The organism is Dokdonella sp. (assembly GCF_019634845.1).
Lineage (GTDB): Bacteria > Pseudomonadota > Gammaproteobacteria > Xanthomonadales > Rhodanobacteraceae > Dokdonella_A.
The window spans coordinates 64,380-89,031 of record NZ_JAHCAQ010000004.1 but is presented as its reverse complement, the minus strand read 5'-3'; the positions used below and the strand labels follow the sequence as shown (position 1 = coordinate 89,031).

Sequence of the window (24,652 nt, the reverse complement as noted above, 5' to 3'; positions counted from 1 at the left end):
ATCCCGCGCCGGACCGCTGCCGCCGGCGCCCATCGCGGACCGTTGCGGACCTGTCGCCGGCTGTCTCCCGCGCACGAATCCCGCTATATTGGCCCGCATGGCGACGCTCGATCACAACCTGTCCGCAATCGACGAGCGCATCGATCGCCTGCTCGGGCTGTGTCGCAGCCTGCAGGAAGAAAACCGCAGCCTGCGCGCCAGCCAGGAACAGCTCGCCAACGAGCGCGCACAGTTGCTCGCGCGCAACGAACAGGCGCGCTCGCGCGTCGAAGCGATGATCGCGCGGCTCAAATCACTGGAGCAGAACCAGGCATGAGCGAAGGCGAACCCGTCAAGGTGGTGATCCTCGACCGTGAGTTCCACGTCGCCTGCAGCGATGCCGACCGCGCCGGGCTGGTTGCTGCGGCACGGCATCTCGACGAGCGCATGCGCGAGATGCGCAGCTCCGCGCGCACGGCCGGTGTCGATCGCATCGCGATCCTCGCCGCGCTCAACATCTGCCACGAGCTGCTGGAGACGCAGGCGCGTGTCAGCAGCAGCGAGCAGGCGTTGGCAGAAAAACTGCATGCGCTCAATCTCAAGCTTGAACGCGCCTTCGCGCCGTCACTACAATAGCCGCGGATGTCCTCTACGGTTCCCGGCAGCGCACTCTTACATATTGCCTTGTTCCTATGAACGACCCGGGTCGGCTCCACGCCGCCATTGTGCAAGTCCGCCCCGAGCGGAAAGCCTGCAGGCGACGTCGGCCCTCCCACCTGATCCCTCAGGATCAAGGTCGTTTGATGCGCACCGGCTCCGGTGGAGGACATCTTCTTTCTTGCGCTCGTCGATGAGCGCCGCCACGCGCAGCGCGGTGGCGCATGATCGCGGCGCCGTTCGGCGGCAGCGCGCGCAGGCGCACCACCGCTCGCCGCCCCCCCCCGCCAACCGCCGCGCATGACTCGCGCCTCCGCAACCGCGACCGCGCGTGACGCCTTGCGTCGGGACCTGCGCGCGCAGCGCGCGGCCCTCAGCGCGGGCGAGCGGGTGGCCGCCGCCCAAGCGCTGGTGGCGCAGATCGAGCGGATACCCGGGTTCCTCACCGCGCCGCGCATCGCAGGCTACTGGGCCACCGATGGTGAATTGCCGCTGGCCGCGCTGCCCGGCGGCGTCCATGCGCGCGGTCAGCACTGGTACCTGCCGGTGGTGCGCCCGCACCGCCAGTTGTGGTTCGCGCCATGGCAGGTCGGCGCACCGCTGGCAACCAATCGCTTTGGCATCCCCGAGCCGGTTTGCGCCGCCGAGCAGATGGTGCCGGCGCCCGAACTCGACATCGTGCTCGTACCGCTGCTCGGTTTCGACCGCCACGGCCACCGGCTCGGCTTCGGCGGCGGCTATTACGACCGCAGCTTCGCCTTCCTGCGCGAGCGTGCCGCAGCTGCCCGCCCGCTTCTCGTCGGCATCGGCTACGCGTTGCAGGAACTGCCCGCACTCGCGGCGCAAGCCTGGGACGTGCGGCTCGATTACGTCGCGACCGAGCGCGAACTCATCCGCTGCGCCGCGGCCGGGTGAAGACGGGCACCGCGGGCTGCTAAAGTCACCGCTTCCGCACCGCGGGGCGAATTGTCGATGCGTCATTGGCTCATGAAGAGCGAACCGGATGTGTTCTCGATCGACGATCTCGCGCGCGTCGGTCGGGAACCCTGGACCGGCGTGCGCAACCACCAGGCGCGCAACTTCATGCGCGACGACATGCAGATCGGCGATCCGGTGCTGTTCTACCACTCCAGCTGCGCCGAGCCGGGCGTGGTCGGGATCGCGCGCGTGGCGAGCGCGGCCTACCCGGACCCGAGCCAGTTCGAGCGCGACAGCGAGTACTTCGACGCCCGCAGCACGCACGCGCAGCCGCGCTGGGTGCTGGTCGACGTCGAGTTCGAACAAAAGTTCGCGCAGCCGGTCACGCTGGCGCGGCTGCGCAACGAGCCACGCCTGGCCGGCTGCGCGCTGCTGCAGCGGGGCAACCGGCTTTCGATCCTGCCGTTCACGCGTGCCCAGTGGGACATCGTGCTCGGCATGGCCTCATCACGACAGCAGCGAGGAACCCGCCACGCATGAACCAGGACGAGGCAAAACGTCGCGCCGCCCGCGCCGCGATGCGCTATGTCGAACCGGGCATGATCGTCGGCGTCGGCACCGGCTCCACCGTGGCCCATTTCATCGATGCCCTGGCCGAGCGTCGCCACGACATCGCCGGCGCGGTGTCGAGTTCGGAATGGTCGAGCCAGCGCCTGCGCGCGCACGGCATCGAAGTGCTCGATCTCAACGCCACCGGCGAATTGCCGTTGTACGTCGACGGTGCCGACGAATGCGATGGCGCCAAGTGCCTGATCAAGGGCGGTGGCGCCGCGCTCACGCGCGAGAAGATCGTCGCCGCCGCATCGCGCAGGTTCGTGTGCGTGATCGACGCCAGCAAGCGGGTCGAGGTGCTGGGCCGCTTCCCGCTGCCGATCGAGGTGATCCCGATGGCGCGCAGCCACGTCGCGCGCGAGCTGGTCCGGCGCGGCGGTCAACCGGTGTGGCGCGATGGTGTGGTCACCGACAACGGCAACTGGATCCTCGATGTGCACAACCTGCGCATCAGCGCGCCACTGGCACTGGAAGCCGAGCTCAACCAGATCGCCGGCGTGGTCACGGTCGGCCTGTTCGCGGCGCGGCGCGCCGACGTGGTGCTGATCGGCGACGAGGTGATGCCGTGACGCGACGGCCGCTGCATGCCGCCACGCTCGCCGCGCTGGCGACGGCCAGCGTGCAGGCGCTGGCCGCATCGCCGGTCGACACCAGCTGGATCCGGCTGCGTGGCGACGCCGCGCGTCGCATCTTCCCGACCCTGCCGGCGCCGCGCGAGGCCGCGCCGCACGCTGGCGCCAGCCGCCCCCTGGCGACACATCCGGTCGCCAACTGCAACGATGATGGCCCTGGCAGCCTGCGAGATGCGGTTGCCGCGGCAGCCAGTGGCGACACGATCGACCTCAGCGCTTTGCACTGCTCGTCGATCACGCTGACGACCGGCGCGATCGAGGTCAGGCTCGACGACCTCGAACTGGTCGGCCCGGGTGCGAACCGGCTGGCGATCGACGGCAATGCCGCCGATCGCCTGTTCATCCACCCGCGCGGCGGCACGCTGCGCCTGAAGGGATTCACGCTGCGCCGTGGCAGCGCTCGCGCCGAGCAGTTCCATGTCTCTGGCGGCGGCTGCATCGCCTCGGCGGGCTACCTTGAGCTGTACGACAGCGTGGTGCGCGACTGCTATGCGGTCGGCATCGGCAGTTACGGTGGCGCGCTGTACGCCTATTCGCTGACGCTCGGCAACACCACGATTGTCGGCAACCATGCCCGCGGCATGCATGCCGCCGCGGGAACGGCGGCCTTCGGTGGCGCGGCCTTCGTCTATGCGCTGCAGCTCGACAACAGCACGATCAGCGCGAACCTGGCCGACCATCAGCCCAATCCCGGTTTCACCAGTTACGACATCGGCGGCGCCATCGTTGCGGTGACCGGCGGCACGATCACCAGCTCGACCATCGACAGCAACATCAGCGACGGCCGCGCAGGTGGCATCGCGACTTTCAACCCGCTGGCGATGATCAACTCCACGGTGTCGGGCAACCTCGCACGCCATGACATCGCAGGCGGGTTGTTCATGCGCTGGCCGGCCGCGCTGCAGCTCGACAACAGCACCGTGACCGGCAATCGTTCGGCCCTCGACGGTGGCGGCGTGTGGCTCAACGCGCCTGGCAGCAATTTCCGCAGCAGCATCGTGTTCGGCAATTCCAGCGATGTCGGCAACCGCGACAACCGCTACGGCGCCCTGCCGCAGAGCGTGGCGATCGGCGGCATCGGCAACGTGCTCGCCTCGGCCTCGCCTCTGCTCACCTTGCCAGCCGGCACGCTCGCATCCGATCCGCTGCTGCAGCCGTTGGCGTCCAACGGCGGCCGCACTCGAACCCATGCGCTGCGCGCGGGTAGCCCGGCCATCGATGCCGGCAGCAATGCCCTCGGTCTCGCCAACGACCAGCGCGGCGATCCATTCGTACGCAACTGGGGCCACGCGCCCGACATCGGCGCCTACGAATGGCAGGGCGGGAGCGGACCGGGCTCGCGCGCGGCAGTACCGATGCTGTCGCGCTGGGCGCTTGGCCTGCTCGCGCTGGGCCTGCTGCTCGCGGTGCGCTGGCGACAGCGGCGGATGCACTGAACGCAGCCACTGCTCGGCCGCGGCGCCGCGGCGATCGTTGGGCGCGGTACGGACTGGCCGCACGACACCGGCCCGGAAATCGCAGCGCGGCACGGGCGCGGCGCGCACAGCCCCGCTGCACAAACGAGGATGACCGTGTCGCCCCATCCCTGGGGCTCACCCCTGCGCGCTGCGCGCTCCGGGGCCAGCGCTGCGCGCTGGCCAAAATCGCTCCCGGCGATTTGTCGAACACAGGTTCCGCATCGGACCAGTCCCCCAGCCACGAATGCAAAGCCCCGCGCGAGGCGGGGCTTGGCCGGGCCGGGCCGGACCGGGCCGGGACCAGGATTGCTCGCCCCATCCCTGGGGCTCACCCCTGCGCGCTGCGCGCTCCGGGGCCAGCGCTGCGCGCTGTCCAAAATCGCTCCCGGCGATTTTGTCGAACACAGGTTCCGCATCGGACCAGTCCCCCAGCCACGAATGCAAAGCCCCGCGCGAGGCGGGGCTTGGCATTCGTGGCTGGGGGACTAGGATTCGAACCTAGATAAACGGAGTCAGAGTCCGTTGTCCTACCATTAGACGATCCCCCAACGGAGCGTTGGACGTCAGCGCTTGGAGTACTGGGTCGCGCGACGGGCCTTGTGCAGGCCGACCTTCTTGCGCTCGACCTCGCGCGCATCGCGCGTCATGAAGCCGGCCTTGCGCAGCGGTGTCTTGAGCGTTTCGTCGTACTCGACCAGCGCGCGGGCGATGCCGAGGCGGATCGCGCCGGCCTGGCCGGTCATGCCGCCGCCGGCGACCGTGACGAGCACGTCGAACTTGTCCTGGCTCTGGGTCAGCTCGAGTGGCTGGCGCACGATCATGCGCGAGGTCTCGCGGCCAAAGAACTCATCGAGTGCCTTGCCATTGACCGTGATGGCGCCGCTGCCCTTGCGCAGGAAGACGCGTGCTGCGGAGGACTTGCGACGGCCGGTGCCGTAATTCTGCTGGGTAGCCATAGTCGAGTTCGTCTGTCGGTTCTGTTGGTCCGCATGCGAGCCGCTGGCATCGCACGCGGGGCAGTGATCACGCCTTGATGTCGAGCGCCTGCGGCTGCTGCGCCGCGTGCGGATGGTTCGGCCCGGCGTAGACCTTGAGCTTGCGGTACATCGCGCGACCGAGCGGATTCTTGGGCAGCATGCCCTTGACGCCGATCTCGATCACTCGCTCGGGATGCGTCGCCAGCATGTCCTTGAGCGAGGTCGTCTTGAGGTTGCCGATGTAGCCGGTGAAGCGATGATAGTTCTTGTCATCGAGCTTCTTGCCGGTCACCGCGATCTTCTCCGCATTGACCACGACGAGGTAATCGCCGGTGTCGACGTGCGGGGTGTAGACGGTCTTGTGCTTGCCGCGCAGGCGATGGGCCAGTTCGGTGCACAGGCGACCGAGGGTCTTGCCGGTGGCGTCGACCACATACCAATCGCGTTTGACGCCGTCTGCCTTGGCGCTGATCGTGTTCATATCCGTAATACCCTGCTGGGCCCGGGATGACCGGGGCAGTCGAAATCGAGGGCGCGGGAGAATAGCCGAAGAGTCGGCGCGTGACAACCGCGTTACCTGTCGTGAGCCGCGCATGGTAGCACGAACCCGACCGTCCGGCGCCAGTGCCAGCGACTTTCGTGGCTGGGCCCGCCCAAGACCGCCGGCCGGCCGCCATGCCGGGGCCGCCCTCAGGTCAGGTTGCGGCCGTGGAACAGCTCCTCGATCTCGCGGCGCAGCAGCTGCTCGATGCGCTGGCGGTCCTTGAACGAGAGATCGTCGGCGTGCGCCTCGAACAGGTAGGTATCGAGGTCGAAGTCCTTCACGTGCATCTTGGTGTGGAACATGTTTTCCTGATACACGTTGACGTCGAACATCTCGTACTTCTGGCGGATGTGCTTGGCCAGGTAGTCCTGGATCGAATTGATCTTGTGGTCGATGTAGTGCTTGCGCCCGCGCACGTCACGCGTGAAGCCGCGCACGCGGTAGTCCATCGTGACGATGTCGGATTCGAAGCTGTCGATGAGGTAATTGAGCGCCTTGAGTGGCGAAATCACCCCGCACGTCGCCACGTCGATGTCGGCTCGGAACGTGGCGATACCGTTGTGCGGGTGGGTCTCCGGGTAGGTGTGGACCGTGATGTGGCTCTTGTCCAGATGCGTCACCACCGCGTCGGAGATCATGTCCTTGCCGAGCTTGTCGACGATCGGATGCTCGGAGATGAGGATCGTCACCGACGCACCCTGCGGATCGTAGTCCTGGCGCGCGATATTGAGGATGTTGGCGCCGATGATCTCGGCCACGTCGCTGAGGATCTGGGTCAGGCGGTCGGCGTCGTACTGCTCGTCGATGTACTCGATGTAGCGGCGACGCTGGTCCTCCGACACCGCATAACAGATGTCGTAGATGTTGAAACTCAGCGCCTTGGTGAGGTTGTTGAAACCCTGCAGCTGCAGGCGCGGAATCGGCTTGACCACGGCGAAACCCCCAACGGACGACGAAGCAGCCGCGGTTTGCACGCCGCGGGGCGCGGATTATGGAGCATGCACCGCCACGATGAAACCGCACAGTCCAGCGCCACCCGGCGCCGATTGCTGCGACCCCGGTCGCAATTTGCAATACTAGGCCGCATCCGGTCGCAGCGGGCTCGCACATTGCGGCCTTGCCGCATGTTCCGCGGCGACCGTCACGTCTGCACCCATTGCAGTAGGGGTCCCTGTGGAAGCACAAGGCAAGATCACCGATTTCCGCTACACGCTGCAGCGCGAGGTCAACCGCGTGCAGGCACCATCGATCCTGGTGCCCGACCGCGCGGCGATGGAGCGCTTCCTGGGCGCCTGCCATCGCCGTCGCTATGCCAGCAAGACCGCGATCATCCGCCCCGGCGATTCGGCCAACATCCTCTACTACGTGATCGATGGCTCGCTCACGGTGTCGTCAGAGGACGAGGCCGGCAACGAACTGATCCTGGCCTACCTCAACCGCGGCGAGTTCATCGGCGAGATGGGCCTGTTCGTGGAAACCCCGCGCCGCGAGGTCATGGTGCGCACGCGCACCCCCTGCGAACTGGCCGAAATCAGCTACGAACGCATGTTCGCGCTGTTCGAGGGTCCGTTGCGCGAGGAATGTCCCAAGATCCTGTTCGCGATCGGCTCCCAGCTCACCAACCGTCTGCTGCACACCTCGCGCAAGGTCAGCCGCCTGGCCTTCATGGACGTGACCGAGCGCGTGGCCAAGACCCTGCTCGACCTCATCGAGGAACCCGACGCGGTCACCCACCCCGACGGCAAGCAGATCCGCATCTCGCGCCAGGAAATCAGCCGCATCGTCGGCTGCTCGCGCGAGATGGTCGGTCGCGTGCTCAAGCAGCTTGAGGAGCAGGGCATGGTCAGCGTGAGCGGCAAGACCATCGTCGTGCTCGGTTCGCACTGAGCGCTGGGCTGGCCGCGCGGCCAGCCAACGTACAGCTTGGCGCGCCGACCATCGGGCGCTCCTGCAGCCACCCGGTCACCGCATGAAACACCCCGCTCGCGCCCCGCGCGACAACGACCCGGCCGGCAACGAGCCGGGCGCGCGGCTCACGCGCACGGTTCTCGACCTGGCCGCGCGCATTCCGGCCAGCGCCGAAGCGGCCCACGCCGGCCCGCACGGGCGGGCGCAGGCGCTGGCGCGCACGGCCGCCGGCAAGGCCGCGTTCGCCGCCGGCACCTTGGCCCTGCCGCCCGGACCGCTGGGCTGGCTCACGATCGCACCTGAACTTGCCGTCATCTGGCACATCCAGCGCCAGCTCGTGGCCGACATCGCCGGCGCCTACGGCCGCCACGCCGAGCTGACGCGCTCGCACATGCTCTACTGCCTGTTCCGCCATGCCGCCGCCCAGGCGCTGCGCGGCCTGACCGCCGAGGTCGGCACGCGGCTGCTGATCCGCGACGTGCCGCTGCGCGTGCTCGAGCGCATCGCCACCGGCATCGGCGTGACGCTGTCGGGCCGCGCCGTCGGGCGTGGTGTCGCCCGCTGGCTGCCCGTGGCCGGTACGCTCGGCGTCGCCGGCTACGCCTGGCACGACACGCGCCAGGTCGCTGCCACCGCCATGGCGCTGTTTGCCGACGAGGCCTCGACGCCGCGGCACGCGCGTGGATTTCACGTGCGCTGAACAGGCGCGCGCACGCGGCCTGCTAACATGCCCGCATGTATCTGGAGTATTACGGGCTGCGCGAGGCGCCGTTCTCGATCACGCCCGATCCGCGCTACGTATTCCTCTCGGATCGCCACCGGGATGCGCTCGCGCATCTGCTCTACGGCATCGGCAAGGGTGGCAGCGGCGGCTTCGTCCAGCTCACGGGCGAAGTCGGCACCGGCAAGACCACGCTGTGCCGCCTGCTGCTGGAGCAATTGCCCGACAACACGCGCGTCGCGCTCGTGCTCAATCCCAAGCTGTCGCCAGTGGAACTGGTCGAAGCGGTCTGCGAAGAGCTCAAGCTCGACATCACCGGCCGGCAAGGCAGCCTCAAGGCACTGACCGACAGCCTCAACGCCTTCCTGCTCGACGCCTACGCGCAGGGGCTGCGCGTCGTGCTCATCGTCGACGAGGCACAGAACCTGTCGACCGAATCGCTGGAGCAGGTCCGCCTGCTCACCAACCTCGAGACGCCGACCCAGAAGCTGCTGCAGATCATCCTGCTCGGCCAGCCCGAGCTGCGCGAGCTGCTCGACCGCCCCGAGCTGCGCCAGCTCGCCCAGCGCATCACCGCGCGCTACCACCTCACGCCGCTCGACACGGCCGAAACCGAGGCCTACGTGCGCCATCGCATGGCCGTCGCCGGCTGCGCGCGCCAGCCGTTCTCGCGGCTCGGCCTCAAGGCGCTGTACCGCCGTTCGGGTGGCATTCCGCGCCTCATCAACATCATCGCCGACCGTGCGCTGATGGCCGGTTACGCGCGCGAGCAGGCCAATCTCGGCGAGCGCCTCGTCGATCGCGCCGCCGACGAGGCCCTGCCCGGCCATGCGCGCTACTGGCTGCGCCGGCATGGCGCCTGGGCGGCATTGGTCGTGCTCGCGCTGGCTGGCGCCGCCGTCACCTGGGCTTGGCAGCACCGCGCAGCGCCGCCCGGCTTCGTCGCCGAACCCGAACCGGCCCGACCGGTGCCGGCGCCGGCACCGACCGACGATGACAGCGAGGCCCTGCGCACGGCGCTCGCCGGTGAGTCCGACACGGCCTTGTTTGCGTTCACCCAGCTGCTGTCGCGTTGGCATGTCGATGCCGAGCGCGTGTCGGTGCGCGACGCGGCACGTTGTCCGGCGCTGATCGCACCAGGCCTGGCCTGCCTGCGCGGCCGCGCCTCGCTCGACCAGCTCGCGCGCTTCGACCGGCCACTGATCCTGCTGGTCGGCAAGGCTCCGCACGAGACCCACGTCGTGCTGCAGGGCGTGGGCAAGGATCGCGTGCGCATCGATCTCGCCGGCCAGCGCCACGAAGTCTCGCGCGCCGCGCTCGCCCAGTTCTGGGACGGCGCGTTCACCGTGCTGTGGCGCGTGCCCGACAATGTGCCGGCGCGGCTCGAACGCGGTGCCAACGGTCCCGGCGTGCCCTGGGCCCTCGATCACCTCAAGACTTTCGATGGCGGCGCCGGGGCCACGCCGACGGCCAGCTTCGATGCCGCGATGCAGGCCCGCGTCGAAAAGCTGCAGCAGGCCTACGGCATCCGTGCCGATGGCATCATCGGACCGGAGACGCTGTTCGCACTGTCCTCACTCGACGACGACGGCCCGCATCTGTCGCGCACGATGGACTGACTTTTCAACCTGGATCGTTCATGTCGTTGATACTGGAAGCCCTCAAGAAGTCGGAGCAGCAGCGCCGCCTCGGCGAAGCGCCCACTCTCGGCACGCCGATCGTGCTGGCGCGGCGGCGCCGCAACCTGCTGCCGCTGCTGGCGCTGGCGATCGCCGCGGCGCTCGGCGTCGGCTGGTGGCTGTCGCGGACGCCGGCACCGGTGCCCACACCCGTCGCCAGGCCCGGCGCGGCAGCGCCGACTGGCGCGGCGACGCCCGCCGCACCAACCCCGCCAACCGCGGCGCCACCGCCCAGGCCTGCCGCCAGCGCCGCGCCGGCGCCCCACGGCAAGATCGGTGGCGCGGTGGCGGTCACGCCGCCACCTGCCGCCGCACCGGCGCCGACCGCCGCGCCGGTACTGCCGGTCACGCGACCCGATGATCGACCGGGTTCGGTGACGCTTCCCGCCGCGCTGCCGGCGCAGGCGCCCGTCGTCGAAGGCCCCGGTGCGGTGCACGACCGCCCCGAGCCGGCCGGCCCGGCGTCGCCGCTGCCAGCGGCCAGCGCCCCCGTCGCATCGGCACCAGCACCAGCACCGAAACCAGCACCGGCACCGGCACCGGCTTCACCGCCGCCCGCGCCGGCCGCAGCCGCAGCCGCGCCCGCCTACCCCTCGGTGTGGGAATTGCCGTACGCGGTGCGCAAGGACCTGCCGGCACTGAATGTGACGATGCACGTCTACGCGCCGGCGCCCGCCGACCGCTTCGTGGTGATCAATGGCGAGCGTCATGGTGAGGGCGATCAGGTCGCCGACGGCGTGACGCTCAAGCAGATCAGCAGCGACGGCATGGTGCTCGACTTCAGGGGGCACAGCTTCACGTTCCCGCGCGACGGGCGCTGACGCCGCCGATGTTCGTGCAGTTGCCGAGCCGGCGTCGCGGTGGCCCACCCTGGGCCACGCTGTTCGTGGTCGCCGCCTGCGTGGTGGTATTCCTGTGGCTGACCACGCTGCCACCCGACCAGCGCAGCGCGACGATCCTGCGCTGGGGCACGGTGCCGGCGACGCTGCTCGATGCGCAGGCGCCGTGGCTGCAACAACTGCTGGAACTGCGTGCGGCGCGCCTGGTAACGGCGATCTTCATCCACGCCGACTGGTTGCATCTGACCGGCAACCTGCTGTTCCTCATCGTGTTTGGCGTGCCGGCCGAACGCGTGCTCGGCTCGCTGCGCTTCTTCGTGCTGTTCGTGGCCGGCGGCACCCTCGCCAACCTGTTCGGCGCCTGGATGATGCCCGGGACCAGCGCGCCGATCATCGGGTCCAGCGGCGCGGTGTCGGCGGTGGTCGGCGCCTACCTGGGCCTGTTTCCGCGCGCGCGGCTCGGCCTCGTGCTGCCACTGGGCATGTTCCTCGAATTCGTGCGTGTGCCGGCGATGCTGCTGATCGGCTTCTGGGCCGCACTGCAACTGCTGTTCACCTATGTCGGCCCGGCCTTCGGCGCGGTGGCCTGGTGGACCCACGTCACCGGTTTCCTCATTGGCATCGTGCTGGCACTGCTGGCGCGGCCGGCTATTGCGCGCCGGCTGAGGCAGTGAGCGCTGCGGCGGCGCGGCGGCTTCGCGGTCGACGCCCGCCGACGTGACGAGGTGGCGACTGCGCCCGGCTCGAATCGGCGCGCCGCGAACGCTCGACGCACGGCCTGCGCCGTCACCGCTCAGTTCCTGGCTGGTACCGCTGCGGGCGTCGCTGCCGGTGGCCGCAGGGCCAGCGCCTTGAGCACGTTGAGCGCCTCGTTGAGTGCGTAGTCGCGCGGCACGCCGGCTGCGGCCGGTGCCGTCGCGGCTGGTTCGGCATCGCCTTCCGCGCTGCCCTTGAGGTGGTTGCGCAGGTCGCGCTCGCCGAACGACACGGCCCGCTCGCCGTCACGCGCGCTGAGACTCAGGTCGGCCAGCGTGATGTCGGGCTGGATGCCTTCGGCCTGGATCGAGGCTCCGCTGGGCGTGTAATAGCGCGCGGTGGTGAGCTTGACCGCATGCTCGGCGTCGATCGGCAACACGGTCTGCACCGAGCCCTTGCCGAACGTGCGCCGGCCCATGAGCAGGGCGCGGTGGTTGTCCTTGAGCGCACCGGCGACGATCTCGGCCGCAGAGGCCGTGCCGTTGTCGACCAGCACGACGAGCGGCGCACCGCCGAGCAGGTCGCCCGGCGTGGCGCTGAACGAGGTGTCGGCCTGCGGGATGCGCCCGCGCGTGGTGACGATCACGCCGCCGTCGAGGAAGTCGTCGGCCGTTGCCACCGCCGCCGTGACGAGTCCGCCCGGATTGCTGCGCAGATCGAGCACGGCGCCGCGCAGCGCCGCCTTGTTGTCGGCGACCAGGCGCTCGATCTGCTTGCGCAGCTGCACGCCGGTCTCGTCCTGGAATGCGCTGATGCGCAGGTAGGCGAAGCCCGCTTCGAGCAGCCGCCCGCGCACGCTGGTCACGTGGATCGCCTCGCGCACGAGCTCGATGTCGACCGGTGCGGTCTGCTTCTCGTGCAGCACGCCAAGCGTGACCGCCGTGCCGGGCGCGCCGCGCAGGCGCTTGACGGCCTCGTCGAGGTCGTCGGCCTGCACCGGCTTGCCGTCGATGCTGACGATGATGTCGCCGGCGCGAATGCCGCCGCGCTGTGCCGGGGTATCGTCGATCGGCGCCACCACGCGCAGGCTGCCGTCGATCTGGATCACCTCCAGTCCGAGCCCGCCGTAGCTGCCGCTGGTGTCCTCGTTCAGGCCTTCCAGGGCTTCCTTGTCGAGGTACTCGCTGTGCGGATCGAGATTGGCCAGCAGGCCGTGGATCGCCGCGCGCATGAGCCGCTGGTCGTCGACCTCATCGACATAGGCCTGCTGGATCAGGCTGTACACGGCCGTGAACATGCGGATGTCGGCCAGATCGACACGGTGCCGCGGCGGGGTCGGCGTGGCCGCGCCCGGCGTCGCCGGTGCCGCCGGCGGCGCCGGTTGTCCGCCCGGTGCTTGCGCGAACGCCAGCGTGCAGGTCAGGGCAAGGAGCGGGGCGAGGGCGGGCAGCAGGCGCATCGGCGTTCCGGCAGACAGGGCAAGGCGCGAGTGTACGCCAGCGTGCCGGGCCGCTTCGACCGCGCCACCGGCGCCGGCTGCGGCCAGCCGCAGCGCTGCGCGGCGCCGGCTCAGACCTCGATCTGCAGACGCGCCCGCGCTTGGCGCCGGAAGCGCGCCGCCAGCAGTGCAAACCCGGCGCTGGTCGGGTGCATCTCGTCGGCCCATTGGTCCTCGCGCGTGAGCGTGCCGCGCAGGTCGACGAAATCGAACACCTGGCCGCTGACGGGGTCGGCGCGCAGTGGCTCCAGCACTTCTGCCACATAGCCGTCGATGAGGCTGCGCGCGAACTCGCGCTGGTCGGCCGCGGCAGGCAACGCCACGGCCAGCGCCGGCGCGATCCATGGCCCGAGTCCGCTGCGCGCGAGCGCGGCGAGGCCGACGTTGTGCAGGCTGAGGACGGCCGGCGCGCCGAGCCGGCGCGGATAGTCGTAGCTGTGGGCAAGCACCGGCACGCCGGCGCGGGTGGCCTGCAGCGCCGCGATCATGCGCTGCAGCGCAGCGCGCACGGCCGCGTAGCGGCCGCTCGCGCGCACACGCTGCAATGCGGCGTCGACGCTCATCGCGCGGCGCACGTCGGCAAACAGCTCGACGAGGAAGTCACCGACGAAGTCGTTACCGCCCGCACTGAGCAGGACGAGGTCGAACTCGAAGGCGGCGAACCAATCGACCTTGTCGCGCACCCCGTCCGCATCGAACATCTGCAGCGCCCGGTCGCCACTGTGTTCGGCGCGGAAGAACAGGCCGCCGGCGCCGAACAGCGGCACACCACGCGTCTCATCCTCGGGTGCCGGCCACACCAGCCAGTCGAGCAGGTTCATTGCCAGCGGCGTGGCGAACCACGAATCACCTTCGCAGAACACGATCGGCGTGCGCGCGAACAGCGCGCGATCGCGCCTGAGCTGACCGTAGATGCGACGGAACTCGCCGCGCCGGGTGGTGAACAATGACGTTGCCGACATCGTGCCCTGCTCCGCAGCCGTGCCGGGCACAGCATCGACCGGCCCCGCCGCTGCCGTCAACGCCGCCGATCAGCGCAGCCAGCCGCGTGGATCGACCGCCTGACCATTGACCCGCAGCTCGAAGTACAGGCCCGGCGTGGCCTGACCGCCGCTGGCGCCGCTGGTGGCGATCGCCTCGCCCGCGTCGACCCAGTCGCCGACGTCCTTGAGCAGGGTTTCGTTGCAACCGTACAGGCTCAGATAGCCATCGCCATGATCGAGGATGATGACCAGGCCGTAGCCGCGCAGCCAGTCGGCGAACGCGACCCGACCGCGCGCGACGGCCTGCACCGGCGTGCCGGCCTTGGCCGCCAGCAGCACGCCGCTGCTGCGCCGTCCGGTCGCATCGCTGGCGCCGAAGGTCGTCACCACGCGGCCGCTGAGCGGCCAGCGCAGGCGGCCACGCAAGGCGGCCAGCGATTCGGCACCCTGGATCTGCGCGGGAATGTCGGCGAACACATCGCGCAGGCGTTCCAGCAGGCGCTTGAGTTCGCCCTCGTCGCGATCGAGCCCCGCCAGCTGCGCGCCCTGCGCCTTGAGCCGCGCGTCGAGCTCGCCCACCAGGCGCGCATGCTCGGCGCGTTCGGCATCGAGCCGCGCGCTCTCGGCGTTGCGCGCATCGCGCGTGGCGAACAGCTCCGCACTGGCGGCACGGATCGAATCCTGCAACTGCACGAGGCGCTGCATCTGGCTGCGCAGTGCGTCGATCTGGCCGAGCTGGGCGCGCTGGAAATAACGGTGGTAGGCCAGCACGCGCGCCACCGCGGCCACGTCGTCCTGCTGCAGCAGGAGCTTGAGTTCCTCGTGATTGCCCAGGGCATAGGCCGAGCGCAGCAGGCGCGCCAAGGCCTGCTTGCGCGCGGCGAGCCGGCGCTCGAGCTGCGCGCGCTCCTGCTCGAGCGCATCGATCTCGCGCTGCTGGTCCGCCAGTTGCGCGTCGAGCGTGCGCAGTTGCGTCGCCACCGCGGCCAGTGCCAGGTCCCTCTCGCGCAGCGCGCGCGAGGCGGCGTCGCGCGCGTCGCTGGCGGCATGCTGCTGCGCGCTGAGCGCCTTGATCTGCGCACGCACGGCCTCCAGCCGCTGCACGGCCTGCGCCTCCTGCGCCTTGTGCTGCGCCTGCAGCGCGTCCTGGGCGAGGAGCGGGCCGGCCGACAGCAGGACCGCCGCCAGGCTCAGGGCGAGCGCACGCAGCATGCCCGGCTCAGTCGAACCGGACGAGGCTGTGGCCGCTCATCTGCGCCGGCTGCGGCAGGCCCATGAGCGCGAGCACGCTCGGGGCGAGATCGCGCAGCGCGCCGCGGCTGAGCCGGGCCTTGCGGCCGACGTAGACGAGCGGCACCGGTCCGACCGTGTGCTGCGTGTGCGGCTCGCCATTGTCATCGACCATCTGCTCGAGGTTGCCGTGGTCGGCGCTGATCAGCATCTCGCCGCCGGCGGCACGGATCGCGGCCTCGATGCGGCCAAGCGCCGCATCGACGGCCTCGGCCGCCGCGATCGCGGCGCTCTCGATGCCGGTGTGGCCAACCATGTCGGGGTTGGCGATGTTGCAGACGATGAAGTCGAAACGTCCCGAGCCGATCGCGGCGACGAGCCGGTCGGTGAGCTCGGGACAGCTCATCTCGGGCTTGAGGTCGTAGGTGGCGACCTTGGGACTCGGCACGAGAATGCGTTCCTCGCCCGCGAACGGCGCCTCGCGTCCGCCCGAGAAGAAGAACGTGACGTGCGCGTATTTCTCGGTCTCGGCGATGCGCAGCTGGCGCAGGCCGAGCCCGGCCAGGTATTCGCCCAGCGTGTTGTGCATCGATTGCGGCGGGAACGCGATCGCGCTGTCGGCAACCAGGCCCTGCTCGTATTCGGTCAGGGTGACGAACGCGGCCAGGCGCGGCGCATGTGCGCGCGCGAAGCCGTCGAAGCCGGCATCGACGAATGCGTGCGAGAGCTGGCGCGCGCGATCGGCGCGGAAGTTCATGAACACCACCGCATCGCCATCGCGCATGGCCCAGTCGCGCGCCACCACACCCGGCGTGACGAATTCGTCGTTCTCGCCGCGCGCGTAGGCGGCATCGAGTGCAGCCAGCGCATCGGTGTAGTGCGGCGCCGTGCCATCGACGATGGCCTGCCAGGCCAGCGCCACGCGCTCCCAGCGCTGGTCGCGATCCATCGCGTAGTAGCGTCCGCTGACGCTGGCGACGAACGCGCCCGGCACGCTCGCGCACTTGGCCACGAGCCGCTCGAGCGGTCCGCGTGCGCTGCGCGGCGGCGTGTCGCGGCCATCGAGGAAGGCATGCACGGCAATGCGCGCCACGCCGGCGCGCGCGGCCAGGTCGAGCAGCGCCAGGATGTGCTCCTCGCTGCTGTGGACGCCACCGGGCGAAACCAGGCCCAGCACGTTGAGCGTGCCGCCACTGGCCTTGACTGCGGCGCAGGCGCCGACGAGAGCGGCATTGCGCGGAAAATCGCCATCGGCGATCGCCGCGTCGATGCGGGTCAGGTCCTGGTAGACGATGCGGCCGGCGCCGATGTTCATGTGGCCGACCTCGGAATTGCCCATCTGTCCCTGCGGCAGGCCGACGTGTTCGCCATGGGTGTCGACGAGTGTGTGCGGACACTCGCGCAACAGTCGGCGCCAGTTGGGCAGCTCGGCCAGCGCCAGCGCGTTGTGGACGGGGTCTTCCCGATGGCCCCAGCCATCGAGGATCAGCAGCAGTACGGGTCGAGGTCTGGCCACGGTCGGATCGATGGCGGCAAAGATGCAATCCTAGCCCAAGCCCTGCGCGCGCGCCGGGCCGTATCATCGAACCGGTGGACAACATCTCGCACACCCTGATCGGCGCGCTCGTCGGCGAATGCCTGGCCCGCTTCAGCCGCAGCGACATGCCGGCGCAGCCACGACGCGACCTCGTGGTGGTGCTGGCCGCCGTCGGCAGCAACCTGCCCGACCTCGATCTGCTCGACTCGGGCTGGCACGACCGCCTCGACTACCTGCTGCACCATCGCGGCTACACGCACACGATCCTCATCGCACTGGCGACGGCGCTGCTGCTCGCCGGCGTGGCGCAGTGGTGGCTGCGCCGGCGCCACCTCGTGCCGAGCCGGCACGACTGGGCCGTGCTCGGCGCGGCGGCCGTGCTCGGCCCCGCACTGCATCTGGCGATGGACTACAGCAACAGCTACGGCGTGCATCCGTTGTGGCCGCTCGACAATCGCTGGGTCTACGGCGATGCGATCTTCATCGTCGAACCGTGGCTGTGGCTGGCGGCAACGCCGTTGCTGTTCACGCTGCGCAGCCGGCTCGCACGGCTGCTGCTCGCGTTGGCGCTCGGCCTCATCGTGGTCGCCGCGTTCGGCAGCGGCCTGGTGCGCCTGCCCGTGGCGTTCGCACTGGCCGCCGCGGCGGGCACACTGCTGGTGATCGGCGCGCATTGCCGCGCGGCGGTCGCACTCGGCTGCGGGCTGGCGCTGTGGCTTGGCGCGAGTGCCTGTTTCATCGGCGCCGGCGCGCTGCTGCGCGCCCGCCTCACCGCTTTCGCCGACACCACCTGGCCGCGGGAGAGGCTCGCCGACATCGTGCTGACGCCGCTGCCGGCCGATCCGCTGTGCTGGGAAGCCCTGCTCGTGCAGACGCAGGGCGATGCGCTCATCGCGCGCCGTGCGATGGTGGCGCTGCTGCCCGACCGGGTGCCGGCCGCACGCTGTCCGGCGCGCGGACTGCGCGGCGCCACCACCGCGCCGCTCAGTGCAGTGGCGGCCGTGGACGACGCGCAGCGGCAATGGTTCGGGCAGGTTCGCTCGTCGCTGGGCGCGCTGCGCGCCGCCGCGCAGCGCGACTGCCGCGCGCGGGCCGCCCTGCAGTTCATGCGCGTGCCCTGGCTGGCACGCAGCGATGGGCGGCTCGTGCTCGGCGACCTGCGCTTCGACCGCGAAGCCGCGCTCGGCTTCGCCGAAATCGATCTCGATGGCGCGCAGCCCTGCCCGCGGGCCGTGCCGTGGGCGGGCCGCTGGCTCGAGCGCCCGTAGCGACAGACTGCCCGGCGCGGCGAGCGCGACTCAGTCGCCGGACGGCTTGCCGGCCAGCACCTTCTCGATGCTGGCCTGGGTCAGCGGGTGGTAGCCGGGCTTGGCCTTGGCGTAGACCTCGCGCGCGAAGGCAAGGCCGTTGGGCGTCTTGGCGAGCGCCTCGTACAGCGGCACGACGAGATAGCGGCGGCCGATGCGCGTCATGTACTTGGCCATCTGCGCGCGCGCGGGACGGTAGTCGGCGCGGATTGCGGCCAGGTACCAGCGCCGCGCGATCTCGGCATTGGGCGAGCCGTTCAGATGCCAGGCCGCATCGAGCTCGGCCACGTGACGTGCGTCGAGATCGGTCGGCAGGCCGTCGAGGAAATACATCCACTCGTGCGTGTTCCAATCCTTGGCGCCGAGCTTGAGCGCCTTGCGCGTCCCGGCCAGCCACTGCGCGCGCGCGGCCGCGATCGCCGTGAGTCGTGGCGAGGCCGGCACCGTCGCGTCGGCCGGCACGCCCGGGCCGTAGATCCAGGCCTTGACCTCGTCGAGGCTCATCTTGCCCGGGTACTTGTCGAGTAGGTTGGGCTGGAGCCAATCGAGCATCTGTTCGGTGGTGATGCTCTGGAACGCGAAGTGGTCGAAATAGCCGCGCAGGTAGGCGTCGAACTCGGCGCGACCGAAGCGCGCCTCGAGCGTGCGCAGCAGCCAGGCGCCCTTGACGTAGGCGAAGTCCGATGCCGCATCGTCGGCATCGTCGAGCTGCGGCACGAGCCACTGCGTGGCCGGCGGCGTCGCCGCGATCTCGCGGCGCAGCTCGTCGGCGCCGATGATGAATTCCTCGTCGGCCTGTTCCTTGCCGTAGACGGCCTCGACGATGCGGTTCTCGACGTAGCTGGTGAAGCCCTCGTTGAGCCACATGTGGCGCCAGGTGGCATTGGTGACGAGATTGCCCGACCACGAATGGGCCAGCTCGTGCGCGACCAGCGACACCAGGCTCTTGTCGCCGACCAATACGGTCGGTGTCGCGAAGGTCAGGCGCGGGTTCTCCATGCCGCCGAACGGGAAGCTCGGTGGCAGCACGAGGATGTCGTAGCGACCCCAGCGATAGGGACCGTACAGCTTCTCGGTGGCCTCGATCATCTTCTCGGTGTCGGAAAACTCCTTGGCTGCCTTCTCGACGACCGAAGGTTCGGCATACACCGCACTGCGCGGGCCGGTTTCGCGTACGGCGAGATCACCGACCGCGATCGCGAGCAGGTAGGACGGGATCGGCTCGTCCATCGTGAACCGGTAGTCGCCATCGAGCGCGTGCCGCGCATCATTGTTGGCGCTCATCACTGCACGCAGCGCCTTGGGAACGACCACGTGCGCGCGGTAGGTGAAGCGCACCGCCGGCGTGTCCTGCAGTGGCACCCAGCTGCGCGCATGGATCGACTGCGACTGCGAATACATGAACGGCTGTTTCTTGCCTGCCGTCTGTGCCGGCGTCATCCACTGCAGGCCCGAGGCCTGCGGCAGCGTGTGGTAGTGGATGCGCACCGCCGGCGCCGGGCCGTCGAGCGCGATGCGCAACGCCGCGCCACGCACCGGATCGGCCGCATCGAGCTCGAACTTGACCGCATGCGGCGGCCCGCCGATGCGCCAGGCCTCGATCCGGTCGATGACGAGATCGCGCGTGTCGAGCACGAGTTCATGTGCGGCGCGGTCGCGCCAGTCGAGCTGCAGTTCGGCCGAGCCGGCCAGCTGCCTGGCGGCGAAATCGACCGTCAGGTCGAGCGCGAGCGACTTCACGCGCACCTTGTCGGGTTGGGCGTAGGAAAAGGTGTCGGCTTCGGCATGCGCGAGCGGCATGGCGAGCACACTCAGCGCAGCGAGCGACGCGGCGCGCAGCAACAGCGACATGATGGCGGACTCCACAACGACATGATTGCCTGATTATGCCAGCGCGTGGCCGCTGCCCGGCACTGCGCCCGCGCGTGCTGTGCTGCAACAGGGCGTCGCCGGTGGCCGCCAGTTCGCTTTTCGGCGGACTGGTGTTATCAAGCGCACGTGGAGTGCCGGGGGACAGGAGGCGGTCATGCGTGCATTCGTGGGCTTGGTCTGGTGCGTGATCGGTCTGGTCAGCTGCGCAGGCGCGCAGGCGGAAGAACGCATCCTCGATTTTCGCGACGACGTCGTGATTGCCGCCGACGGCGTCATGACCGTGACCGAAACGATTCGCGTGCGCTCGGAAGGTCGTGACATCCGCCGCGGCATCTATCGCGATTTCCCCACCGACTATCGCGATCGCGACGGGCGCGCGGTGCGCGTGACGTTCGAGCCGTTCGAGGTGTTCCGCGACGGGGCGGTCGAGCACTGGCGCGCCGAGCGCGTCGCCAACGGCGTGCGCACCTGGTTCGGCAACCCCGACGTGCTGCTGCCCGCCGGCGAACACGAGTACGTGTTCCGCTACCGTACCGCGCGCCAGCTCGGCTTTTTCGCCGATCACGACGAGCTGTACTGGAACGTCACCGGCAACGGCTGGATGTTCCCGATCGACAAGGTCAGCGCGGTGGTGACGCTGCCGGCCAGCGCCACCGGCGGCGCGCGCACGATCGAAGGCTACACCGGGGCGCAGGGCAGCCGTGGCCGCGACTACGAGGCTGCGATCGACGAGGCCGGGCGCGCCCGCATCGCCACCTCGCGCACGCTGGCGCCGGGTGAAGGTCTGACACTCGTGTTCGCGTTTCCCAAGGGCATCGTGGCACCGCCCGACTGGAAACAGCGGCTGGGCTGGTTCGGCAGCAACACCCGGCGCGAAGCGGTGCTGGCGATCGGCCTGCTGCTGCTGGGCGCCTTCATGGGCGTGCAATGGCTGCGCGTCGGGCGCGATCCCGAAGCCGGTCCGATCATCGCGCAATACGCGCCGCCACCCGGATTGACGCCGGCTGCGGCGCGCTTCGTGCAGATGCGCCAGTATGACGACCGCTGTGTTGCGGCCGACGCCGTGGAACTGGCCACCCGCGGAGTGTGGCGCATCCGCCAGCTCGCGGCAGGCACCTACGCGGTGGATCGCGTCGGCGAGCTCGATCGGCGCGATGCCGGCTCGCTGGCGGAGCTCGACGACGGGCTGTTGGGCACGGCGCAGACCCTCACGCTCGACAACTCCAATCATCGTGTCATCAGCGCGGCGCGCAGCAACCACTTCAAGTACCTGCGCGAGAACTACGCCAGCGCCAATTTCAGTGGCCACGGCGGCATCGGCTGTCTGGGCGGCCTGCTGCTGCTGGCGGCGGTGGCCGCGGCGCTGTTCCTCAGTCCGCTGACGGTCACCGCAAAGGAGATCGTGCCGACCGTCGCCACCCTGCTGCTCGTTGCGATCGCCACCGGCAGCGCCGGTCATTTCCTCACCCGGCACCGCGCCGGTTACAAGGCGCGCGGCCATCTCATCGCCGTCATTGTCTGCGCGGCAGCCGCCGTGCCCGCCGCATGGTTCGTGGCGCAGGCCACCACGCCCGCGTTCGCGCTGATGCTGGCCGCCATCGCCATCGTTTACGTGACGATGGCGCACCTGATGGCTGCGCGCACGCCGGAAGGGCGCAAGCTCGTGGATCGAATCATGGGCCTGCGCCTGTACCTGAGCGTCGCCGAGCGCGACGCCCTGCAGCGTGCGCGCGAGCCGGCGATGACCGTGGACCAGTACCAGCGCCTGTTGCCGTATGCGATCGCGCTGGAGGCGGAGCAGACCTGGGGCGACAAGCTGGCCGCGGCGATCGGCCCGGCTGCTGCGGCGGCGGCGATGGCAAGCGTGTCGTGGTACGACTCGCGGCACGCCGCGGGCACGACGCCGGCCGGGTTCGCCGACGCACTCGGCAGCTCGTTCGCGAGCGCCATCAGCAGCTCGGCGACGGCGCCGGGTTCGTCCTCGGGCGGCAGCAGCGGTGGTGGCGGTGGCGGCTCCTCGGGCGGCGGCGGTGGTGGTGGTGGCGGCGGCGGCTGGTGACGACACGCTTGCCGCGGCGCCGGCCGGCACCGCTACCATGCCGATCACGGCAATCGCGGGAGGATCCGGATGACGGTTTGGGTAGTGCTGGCACTGGCGATCTTCGTGTTCGCGGCCGGCGTGGCGCTGTTCAACGAACTGGTCGGCGCCCGCAACCAGGTGCGCGCGGCGTGGAGCGACATCGACGTGCAACTGACCCGCCGCCATGACCTGGTGCCGCAACTGGTCGCCGCCGTGCAGGGCTATGCCGACTACGAGCGCGCCACGTTGACCACCGTGACCGAGCTGCGCACGCGCGCGATCGCCGCGCAGCGTCTGGCCGACAAGGCCCAGCTCGAGGGCGAACTGGCGCACCAGATCGATCGCATCCTCGCCTTGCAGGAACGCTATCCCGACCTCAAGGCCAGCGACAGCTTTCGCGCCTTGCAGCACGACCTGGTCGAAGTCGAGGATCATCTGCAATATGCCCGGCGCTACTACAACGGCAGCGTGCGCGACCTCAACAACCGCATCGAATCATTTCCCTCATTGCTGGTTGCGCGCGCAGCCGGTTTCCATGCCGCCGAGTTCTACCGCGCCGACGCCACCCAGGACGCGCCGGCATGAATCGTCTGCTGCACTGGATCCTCGTGTCCCTGGTCGCACTGGCCGCGCTGCCCGCGCTGGCCGACGAGCGCATCCTCGATTTCCACAGCGACATCGTGGTCGAGGCCGATGCCGGCATGCGCGTCACCGAGACGATCCGCGTGCGCGCCGAAGGCCTGCAGATCAGGCACGGCATCTACCGCGACTTCCCCACCGATTACCGCGACCGCTTCGGCAATCGCGTGCGCGTGCAGTTCCAGCCGCTGGCGCTGACCCGCGATGGGCACGACGAGCCGTTCCGCAGCGAACGTCACGACAATGGCGTGCGCGTGTACTTCGGCGCCAGCGACGCGCTGCTGGCGCCCGGTGCGTATGTCTACGCCTTCACCTACCACACCACGCGCCAGCTCGGTTTCTTTGCCAACCACGACGAGCTGTACTGGAACGTGACCGGCAACGGCTGGGACTTCGCCATCGACAGCGCCAGCGCGACCGTCACGCTGCCGGGCCAGATTCCGGCCGGGCAGCTCGAGCTGACGGCCTACACCGGCGCGCAGGGAGCGCAGGGCCATGACTGGAGCGCGCAGGCCGACGCCGCATCGCACGCCCTGTTCGCGACCACCGCGCCATTGCCGCCGCACCATGGCCTCACCCTCGTGGTCGGCTTTCCGAAGGGTGTGGTCGCCGCGCCCGATGCCCAGCAGCGCCTGTCGTGGCTGCTCAGCGACAACGCCGCGCTGCTCGTGCTCGGCGCCGGTTTCCTGCTCGTGCTCGGCTGGTACCTCGTGCAATGGAACCGGGTCGGACGTGATCCCGCGCCCGGCACGATCATCCCGCAATACGATCCGCCCGGCGGGCACACGCCCGCTGCGCTGCGCTACGTGTGGCGCATGGCCTGGGACGAGCGCTGTGCGGCCGCCGATCTCGTCGATGCCGCCGTGCGCGGCGCGATCCGCATCGACGACGACGGCGGCACGTACCGCATCGAACGCGCCAACGCGGTGGCCCTGCCGCCGAGCGAGCAGAACCTCGTCGACGGCCTGCTAGCCGGCGCACGCAGCTTCACGCTCGAACGTTCCGCCCATCAACGCATCGCGGCCGCACTCCGGACCAGCAAGCAGGACCTGGAGGCCGGCTATGCGGGCCGTTACTTCAACACCCATCGCGGACAGATCGTGCTCGGCGCGGTGATCACGCTGGCCAGCGTGGTCGGCGCAGCGTTGCTGATCGAGGAAACGGGGCACGGCGCCGGAACACTGTTCATGCTGGTGTGGCTCGGCGGCTGGAGCCTGGGCGTGTTCGCGCTGTGCGCGACCGTACTGCGCGCCTGGGGCGAAGTGCGTCGTGGCAGACCCGGGGCGCGCGCCGCAGCCATGGCGGCGGCGGTGACGATGAGCCTGTTCGCGACGCCGTTCGTCATCGGTGAGATCGTCGGCATCGGTGCCCTCGTGATGTTCGCAGGCGTCGCCTTCGCGATCGTGGTGCTCGCCCTGCTCGCCACCAACCTGCTGTTCCTGCAGCTGATGAAGGCGCCCACGCTCGCCGGGCGCAAGCTGCTCGACCAGATCGAAGGCCTGCGCCGCTACCTGGGCGTGGCCGAGCGCGACACGCTGGCGCTGGCGCGGGCGCCGACGCTCGACAGCGCCGAATTCGAGCGCATGCTGCCGTGGGCGCTCGCGCTGGAGGTGGAGAACAACTGGACCGATCGCTTCGCTGCCGCGGTCGGCCCCGCGGCAGCGGCGGCCGCCGTCGGTGCGGCGGGCTGGTATCGCGGCTCCGGGCTCGCCGATTTCAACGGCTTCGCCAGCCATCTGGGCACTTCGTTCGGCGGCGCGATCGCGTCGTCCTCAACCGCACCGGGTTCATCCTCGGGCGGCGGTGGCGGCGGTTCGTCGGGCGGCGGCGGTGGCGGTGGTGGTGGCGGCGGTTGGTAACGCGCCCGCCGCGGCGAGCGGACGCTGC

The 24,652-nt window shown here is 69.9% G+C and carries 23 protein-coding genes, 1 tRNA gene and 1 other RNA gene; 16 read left to right on the top strand and 9 right to left on the bottom strand.

Features of this window, described 5'->3' with window-relative positions:
- The first annotated feature begins 97 nt into the window (after window positions 1–97).
- The 7 genes from KF903_RS04170 to KF903_RS04140 all read left to right on the top strand — a co-directional run bounded on the left by KF903_RS04170 (window position 98) and on the right by KF903_RS04140 (window position 4,234).
- Window positions 98–316, top strand: a complete 219-nt coding sequence (locus KF903_RS04170; protein ID WP_291211388.1) for a TIGR02449 family protein — start codon at window positions 98–100, stop codon at window positions 314–316.
- Window positions 313–615: a cell division protein ZapA gene (locus KF903_RS04165; protein ID WP_291211386.1), complete on the top strand. Its 303-nt coding sequence runs from the start codon at window positions 313–315 to the stop codon at window positions 613–615. The genes KF903_RS04170 and KF903_RS04165 overlap by 4 nt, the downstream gene beginning before the upstream one ends.
- Window positions 616–622: 7 nt before the next feature.
- Window positions 623–809, top strand: a non-coding RNA gene (gene ssrS / locus KF903_RS04160) — 6S RNA.
- 127 nt (window positions 810–936) lie between these two features.
- Window positions 937–1,551 (top strand): 5-formyltetrahydrofolate cyclo-ligase, encoded by a 615-nt coding sequence (locus tag KF903_RS04155; RefSeq protein WP_291211383.1) that lies wholly within the window; start codon window positions 937–939, stop codon window positions 1,549–1,551.
- 57 nt (window positions 1,552–1,608) lie between these two features.
- Window positions 1,609–2,094 (top strand): EVE domain-containing protein, encoded by a 486-nt coding sequence (locus KF903_RS04150; RefSeq protein ID WP_291211381.1) that lies wholly within the window; start codon window positions 1,609–1,611, stop codon window positions 2,092–2,094.
- On the top strand, window positions 2,091–2,735 hold the full coding sequence (gene rpiA / locus KF903_RS04145; protein ID WP_291211378.1) for a ribose-5-phosphate isomerase RpiA: 645 nt from the start codon (window positions 2,091–2,093) through the stop codon (window positions 2,733–2,735). Before KF903_RS04150 ends, rpiA begins: the two co-directional genes overlap by 4 nt.
- Window positions 2,732–4,234 (top strand): choice-of-anchor Q domain-containing protein, encoded by a 1,503-nt coding sequence (locus tag KF903_RS04140; protein ID WP_291211375.1) that lies wholly within the window; start codon window positions 2,732–2,734, stop codon window positions 4,232–4,234. Before rpiA ends, KF903_RS04140 begins: the two co-directional genes overlap by 4 nt.
- A 495-nt stretch (window positions 4,235–4,729) precedes the next feature.
- On the opposite strand, the gene KF903_RS04135 is transcribed toward KF903_RS04140, so the two are convergent.
- The 4 genes from KF903_RS04135 to speD form a co-directional block, all read right to left on the bottom strand.
- Window positions 4,730–4,803, bottom strand: a tRNA-Gln gene (locus tag KF903_RS04135).
- Window positions 4,804–4,818: 15 nt separating this feature from the next.
- Window positions 4,819–5,211, bottom strand: coding sequence for a 30S ribosomal protein S9 (gene rpsI / locus KF903_RS04130; protein WP_291211372.1), 393 nt, complete (start codon window positions 5,209–5,211; stop codon window positions 4,819–4,821).
- A 67-nt stretch (window positions 5,212–5,278) separates the two neighbouring features.
- Window positions 5,279–5,713: a 50S ribosomal protein L13 gene (gene rplM / locus KF903_RS04125; protein WP_291211369.1), complete on the bottom strand. Its 435-nt coding sequence runs from the start codon at window positions 5,711–5,713 to the stop codon at window positions 5,279–5,281.
- A 209-nt stretch (window positions 5,714–5,922) separates the two neighbouring features.
- Window positions 5,923–6,708 (bottom strand): adenosylmethionine decarboxylase, encoded by a 786-nt coding sequence (gene speD, locus KF903_RS04120; protein ID WP_291211366.1) that lies wholly within the window; start codon window positions 6,706–6,708, stop codon window positions 5,923–5,925.
- A 340-nt stretch (window positions 6,709–7,048) separates the two neighbouring features.
- On the opposite strand from speD, the gene crp reads away from it, so the two are divergent.
- The 5 genes from crp (at window position 7,049) to KF903_RS04095 (ending at window position 11,597) form a co-directional block, all read left to right on the top strand.
- Complete coding sequence (crp, locus tag KF903_RS04115; RefSeq protein ID WP_291211722.1) at window positions 7,049–7,663, top strand: cAMP-activated global transcriptional regulator CRP; 615 nt, start codon at window positions 7,049–7,051, stop codon at window positions 7,661–7,663.
- A gap of 82 nt (window positions 7,664–7,745) precedes the next feature.
- On the top strand, window positions 7,746–8,384 hold the full coding sequence (locus KF903_RS04110; RefSeq protein WP_291211363.1) for a hypothetical protein: 639 nt from the start codon (window positions 7,746–7,748) through the stop codon (window positions 8,382–8,384).
- Window positions 8,385–8,419: 35 nt separating this feature from the next.
- Entirely contained in the window at window positions 8,420–10,024 is a 1,605-nt protein-coding gene (locus KF903_RS04105) for an AAA family ATPase (protein WP_291211362.1), read from the top strand.
- Between the two features lie 20 nt (window positions 10,025–10,044).
- The gene (locus tag KF903_RS04100) at window positions 10,045–10,905 is read left to right on the top strand and encodes a general secretion pathway protein GspB (RefSeq protein ID WP_291211359.1); all 861 of its coding nucleotides are present in this window, start codon (window positions 10,045–10,047) and stop codon (window positions 10,903–10,905) included.
- An 8-nt stretch (window positions 10,906–10,913) separates the two neighbouring features.
- Entirely contained in the window at window positions 10,914–11,597 is a 684-nt protein-coding gene (locus KF903_RS04095) for a rhomboid family intramembrane serine protease (protein ID WP_291211355.1), read from the top strand.
- A 119-nt stretch (window positions 11,598–11,716) separates the two neighbouring features.
- On the opposite strand, the gene KF903_RS04090 is transcribed toward KF903_RS04095, so the two are convergent.
- The 4 genes from KF903_RS04090 to gpmI all read right to left on the bottom strand — a co-directional run bounded on the left by KF903_RS04090 (window position 11,717) and on the right by gpmI (window position 16,846).
- Entirely contained in the window at window positions 11,717–13,078 is a 1,362-nt protein-coding gene (locus KF903_RS04090) for a S41 family peptidase (RefSeq protein ID WP_291211352.1), read from the bottom strand.
- Between the two features lie 110 nt (window positions 13,079–13,188).
- Entirely contained in the window at window positions 13,189–14,079 is an 891-nt protein-coding gene (locus KF903_RS04085; protein ID WP_291211349.1) for a hypothetical protein, read from the bottom strand.
- A gap of 69 nt (window positions 14,080–14,148) precedes the next feature.
- The gene (locus tag KF903_RS04080) at window positions 14,149–15,312 is read right to left on the bottom strand and encodes a peptidoglycan DD-metalloendopeptidase family protein (RefSeq protein ID WP_291211346.1); all 1,164 of its coding nucleotides are present in this window, start codon (window positions 15,310–15,312) and stop codon (window positions 14,149–14,151) included.
- A 7-nt stretch (window positions 15,313–15,319) separates the two neighbouring features.
- Window positions 15,320–16,846: a 2,3-bisphosphoglycerate-independent phosphoglycerate mutase gene (gpmI, locus tag KF903_RS04075; RefSeq protein WP_291211343.1), complete on the bottom strand. Its 1,527-nt coding sequence runs from the start codon at window positions 16,844–16,846 to the stop codon at window positions 15,320–15,322.
- A gap of 74 nt (window positions 16,847–16,920) precedes the next feature.
- Here gpmI and KF903_RS04070 point away from each other — a divergent pair, with 74 nt between their 5' ends.
- Complete coding sequence (locus KF903_RS04070; RefSeq protein WP_291211340.1) at window positions 16,921–18,135, top strand: metal-dependent hydrolase; 1,215 nt, start codon at window positions 16,921–16,923, stop codon at window positions 18,133–18,135.
- Between the two features lie 30 nt (window positions 18,136–18,165).
- Here the strand turns inward: KF903_RS04070 and KF903_RS04065 are convergent, their stop codons facing one another.
- Window positions 18,166–20,025 (bottom strand): M1 family metallopeptidase, encoded by a 1,860-nt coding sequence (locus tag KF903_RS04065; RefSeq protein WP_291211337.1) that lies wholly within the window; start codon window positions 20,023–20,025, stop codon window positions 18,166–18,168.
- Window positions 20,026–20,200: 175 nt separating this feature from the next.
- Between KF903_RS04065 and KF903_RS04060 the strand changes: the two genes are divergently transcribed.
- The 3 genes from KF903_RS04060 (at window position 20,201) to KF903_RS04050 (ending at window position 24,624) form a co-directional block, all read left to right on the top strand.
- Complete coding sequence (locus KF903_RS04060) at window positions 20,201–22,105, top strand: DUF2207 domain-containing protein (RefSeq protein WP_291211334.1); 1,905 nt, start codon at window positions 20,201–20,203, stop codon at window positions 22,103–22,105.
- A 69-nt stretch (window positions 22,106–22,174) separates the two neighbouring features.
- The gene (locus KF903_RS04055; RefSeq protein ID WP_291211331.1) at window positions 22,175–22,711 is read left to right on the top strand and encodes a LemA family protein; all 537 of its coding nucleotides are present in this window, start codon (window positions 22,175–22,177) and stop codon (window positions 22,709–22,711) included.
- Complete coding sequence (locus tag KF903_RS04050; protein WP_291211328.1) at window positions 22,708–24,624, top strand: DUF2207 domain-containing protein; 1,917 nt, start codon at window positions 22,708–22,710, stop codon at window positions 24,622–24,624. Before KF903_RS04055 ends, KF903_RS04050 begins: the two co-directional genes overlap by 4 nt.
- Window positions 24,625–24,652: the final 28 nt, after the last annotated feature.

Coding starts and splice junctions, on each gene's coding strand:
- KF903_RS04170 (WP_291211388.1), top strand. CDS start 98: ATGGCGACGCTCGATCACAACCTGTCCGCAATCGACGAGCGCATCGAT.
- KF903_RS04165 (WP_291211386.1), top strand. CDS start 313: ATGAGCGAAGGCGAACCCGTCAAGGTGGTGATCCTCGACCGTGAGTTC.
- KF903_RS04155 (WP_291211383.1), top strand. CDS start 937: ATGACTCGCGCCTCCGCAACCGCGACCGCGCGTGACGCCTTGCGTCGG.
- KF903_RS04150 (WP_291211381.1), top strand. CDS start 1,609: ATGCGTCATTGGCTCATGAAGAGCGAACCGGATGTGTTCTCGATCGAC.
- rpiA (WP_291211378.1), top strand. CDS start 2,091: ATGAACCAGGACGAGGCAAAACGTCGCGCCGCCCGCGCCGCGATGCGC.
- rpsI (WP_291211372.1), bottom strand. CDS start 5,211: ATGGCTACCCAGCAGAATTACGGCACCGGCCGTCGCAAGTCCTCCGCA.
- rplM (WP_291211369.1), bottom strand. CDS start 5,713: ATGAACACGATCAGCGCCAAGGCAGACGGCGTCAAACGCGATTGGTAT.
- crp (WP_291211722.1), top strand. CDS start 7,049: ATGGAGCGCTTCCTGGGCGCCTGCCATCGCCGTCGCTATGCCAGCAAG.
- KF903_RS04110 (WP_291211363.1), top strand. CDS start 7,746: ATGAAACACCCCGCTCGCGCCCCGCGCGACAACGACCCGGCCGGCAAC.
- KF903_RS04105 (WP_291211362.1), top strand. CDS start 8,420: ATGTATCTGGAGTATTACGGGCTGCGCGAGGCGCCGTTCTCGATCACG.
- KF903_RS04100 (WP_291211359.1), top strand. CDS start 10,045: ATGTCGTTGATACTGGAAGCCCTCAAGAAGTCGGAGCAGCAGCGCCGC.
- KF903_RS04095 (WP_291211355.1), top strand. CDS start 10,914: ATGTTCGTGCAGTTGCCGAGCCGGCGTCGCGGTGGCCCACCCTGGGCC.
- KF903_RS04090 (WP_291211352.1), bottom strand. CDS start 13,078: ATGCGCCTGCTGCCCGCCCTCGCCCCGCTCCTTGCCCTGACCTGCACG.
- KF903_RS04085 (WP_291211349.1), bottom strand. CDS start 14,079: ATGTCGGCAACGTCATTGTTCACCACCCGGCGCGGCGAGTTCCGTCGC.
- KF903_RS04080 (WP_291211346.1), bottom strand. CDS start 15,312: ATGCTGCGTGCGCTCGCCCTGAGCCTGGCGGCGGTCCTGCTGTCGGCC.
- KF903_RS04065 (WP_291211337.1), bottom strand. CDS start 20,025: ATGTCGCTGTTGCTGCGCGCCGCGTCGCTCGCTGCGCTGAGTGTGCTC.
- KF903_RS04060 (WP_291211334.1), top strand. CDS start 20,201: ATGCGTGCATTCGTGGGCTTGGTCTGGTGCGTGATCGGTCTGGTCAGC.
- KF903_RS04055 (WP_291211331.1), top strand. CDS start 22,175: ATGACGGTTTGGGTAGTGCTGGCACTGGCGATCTTCGTGTTCGCGGCC.
- KF903_RS04050 (WP_291211328.1), top strand. CDS start 22,708: ATGAATCGTCTGCTGCACTGGATCCTCGTGTCCCTGGTCGCACTGGCC.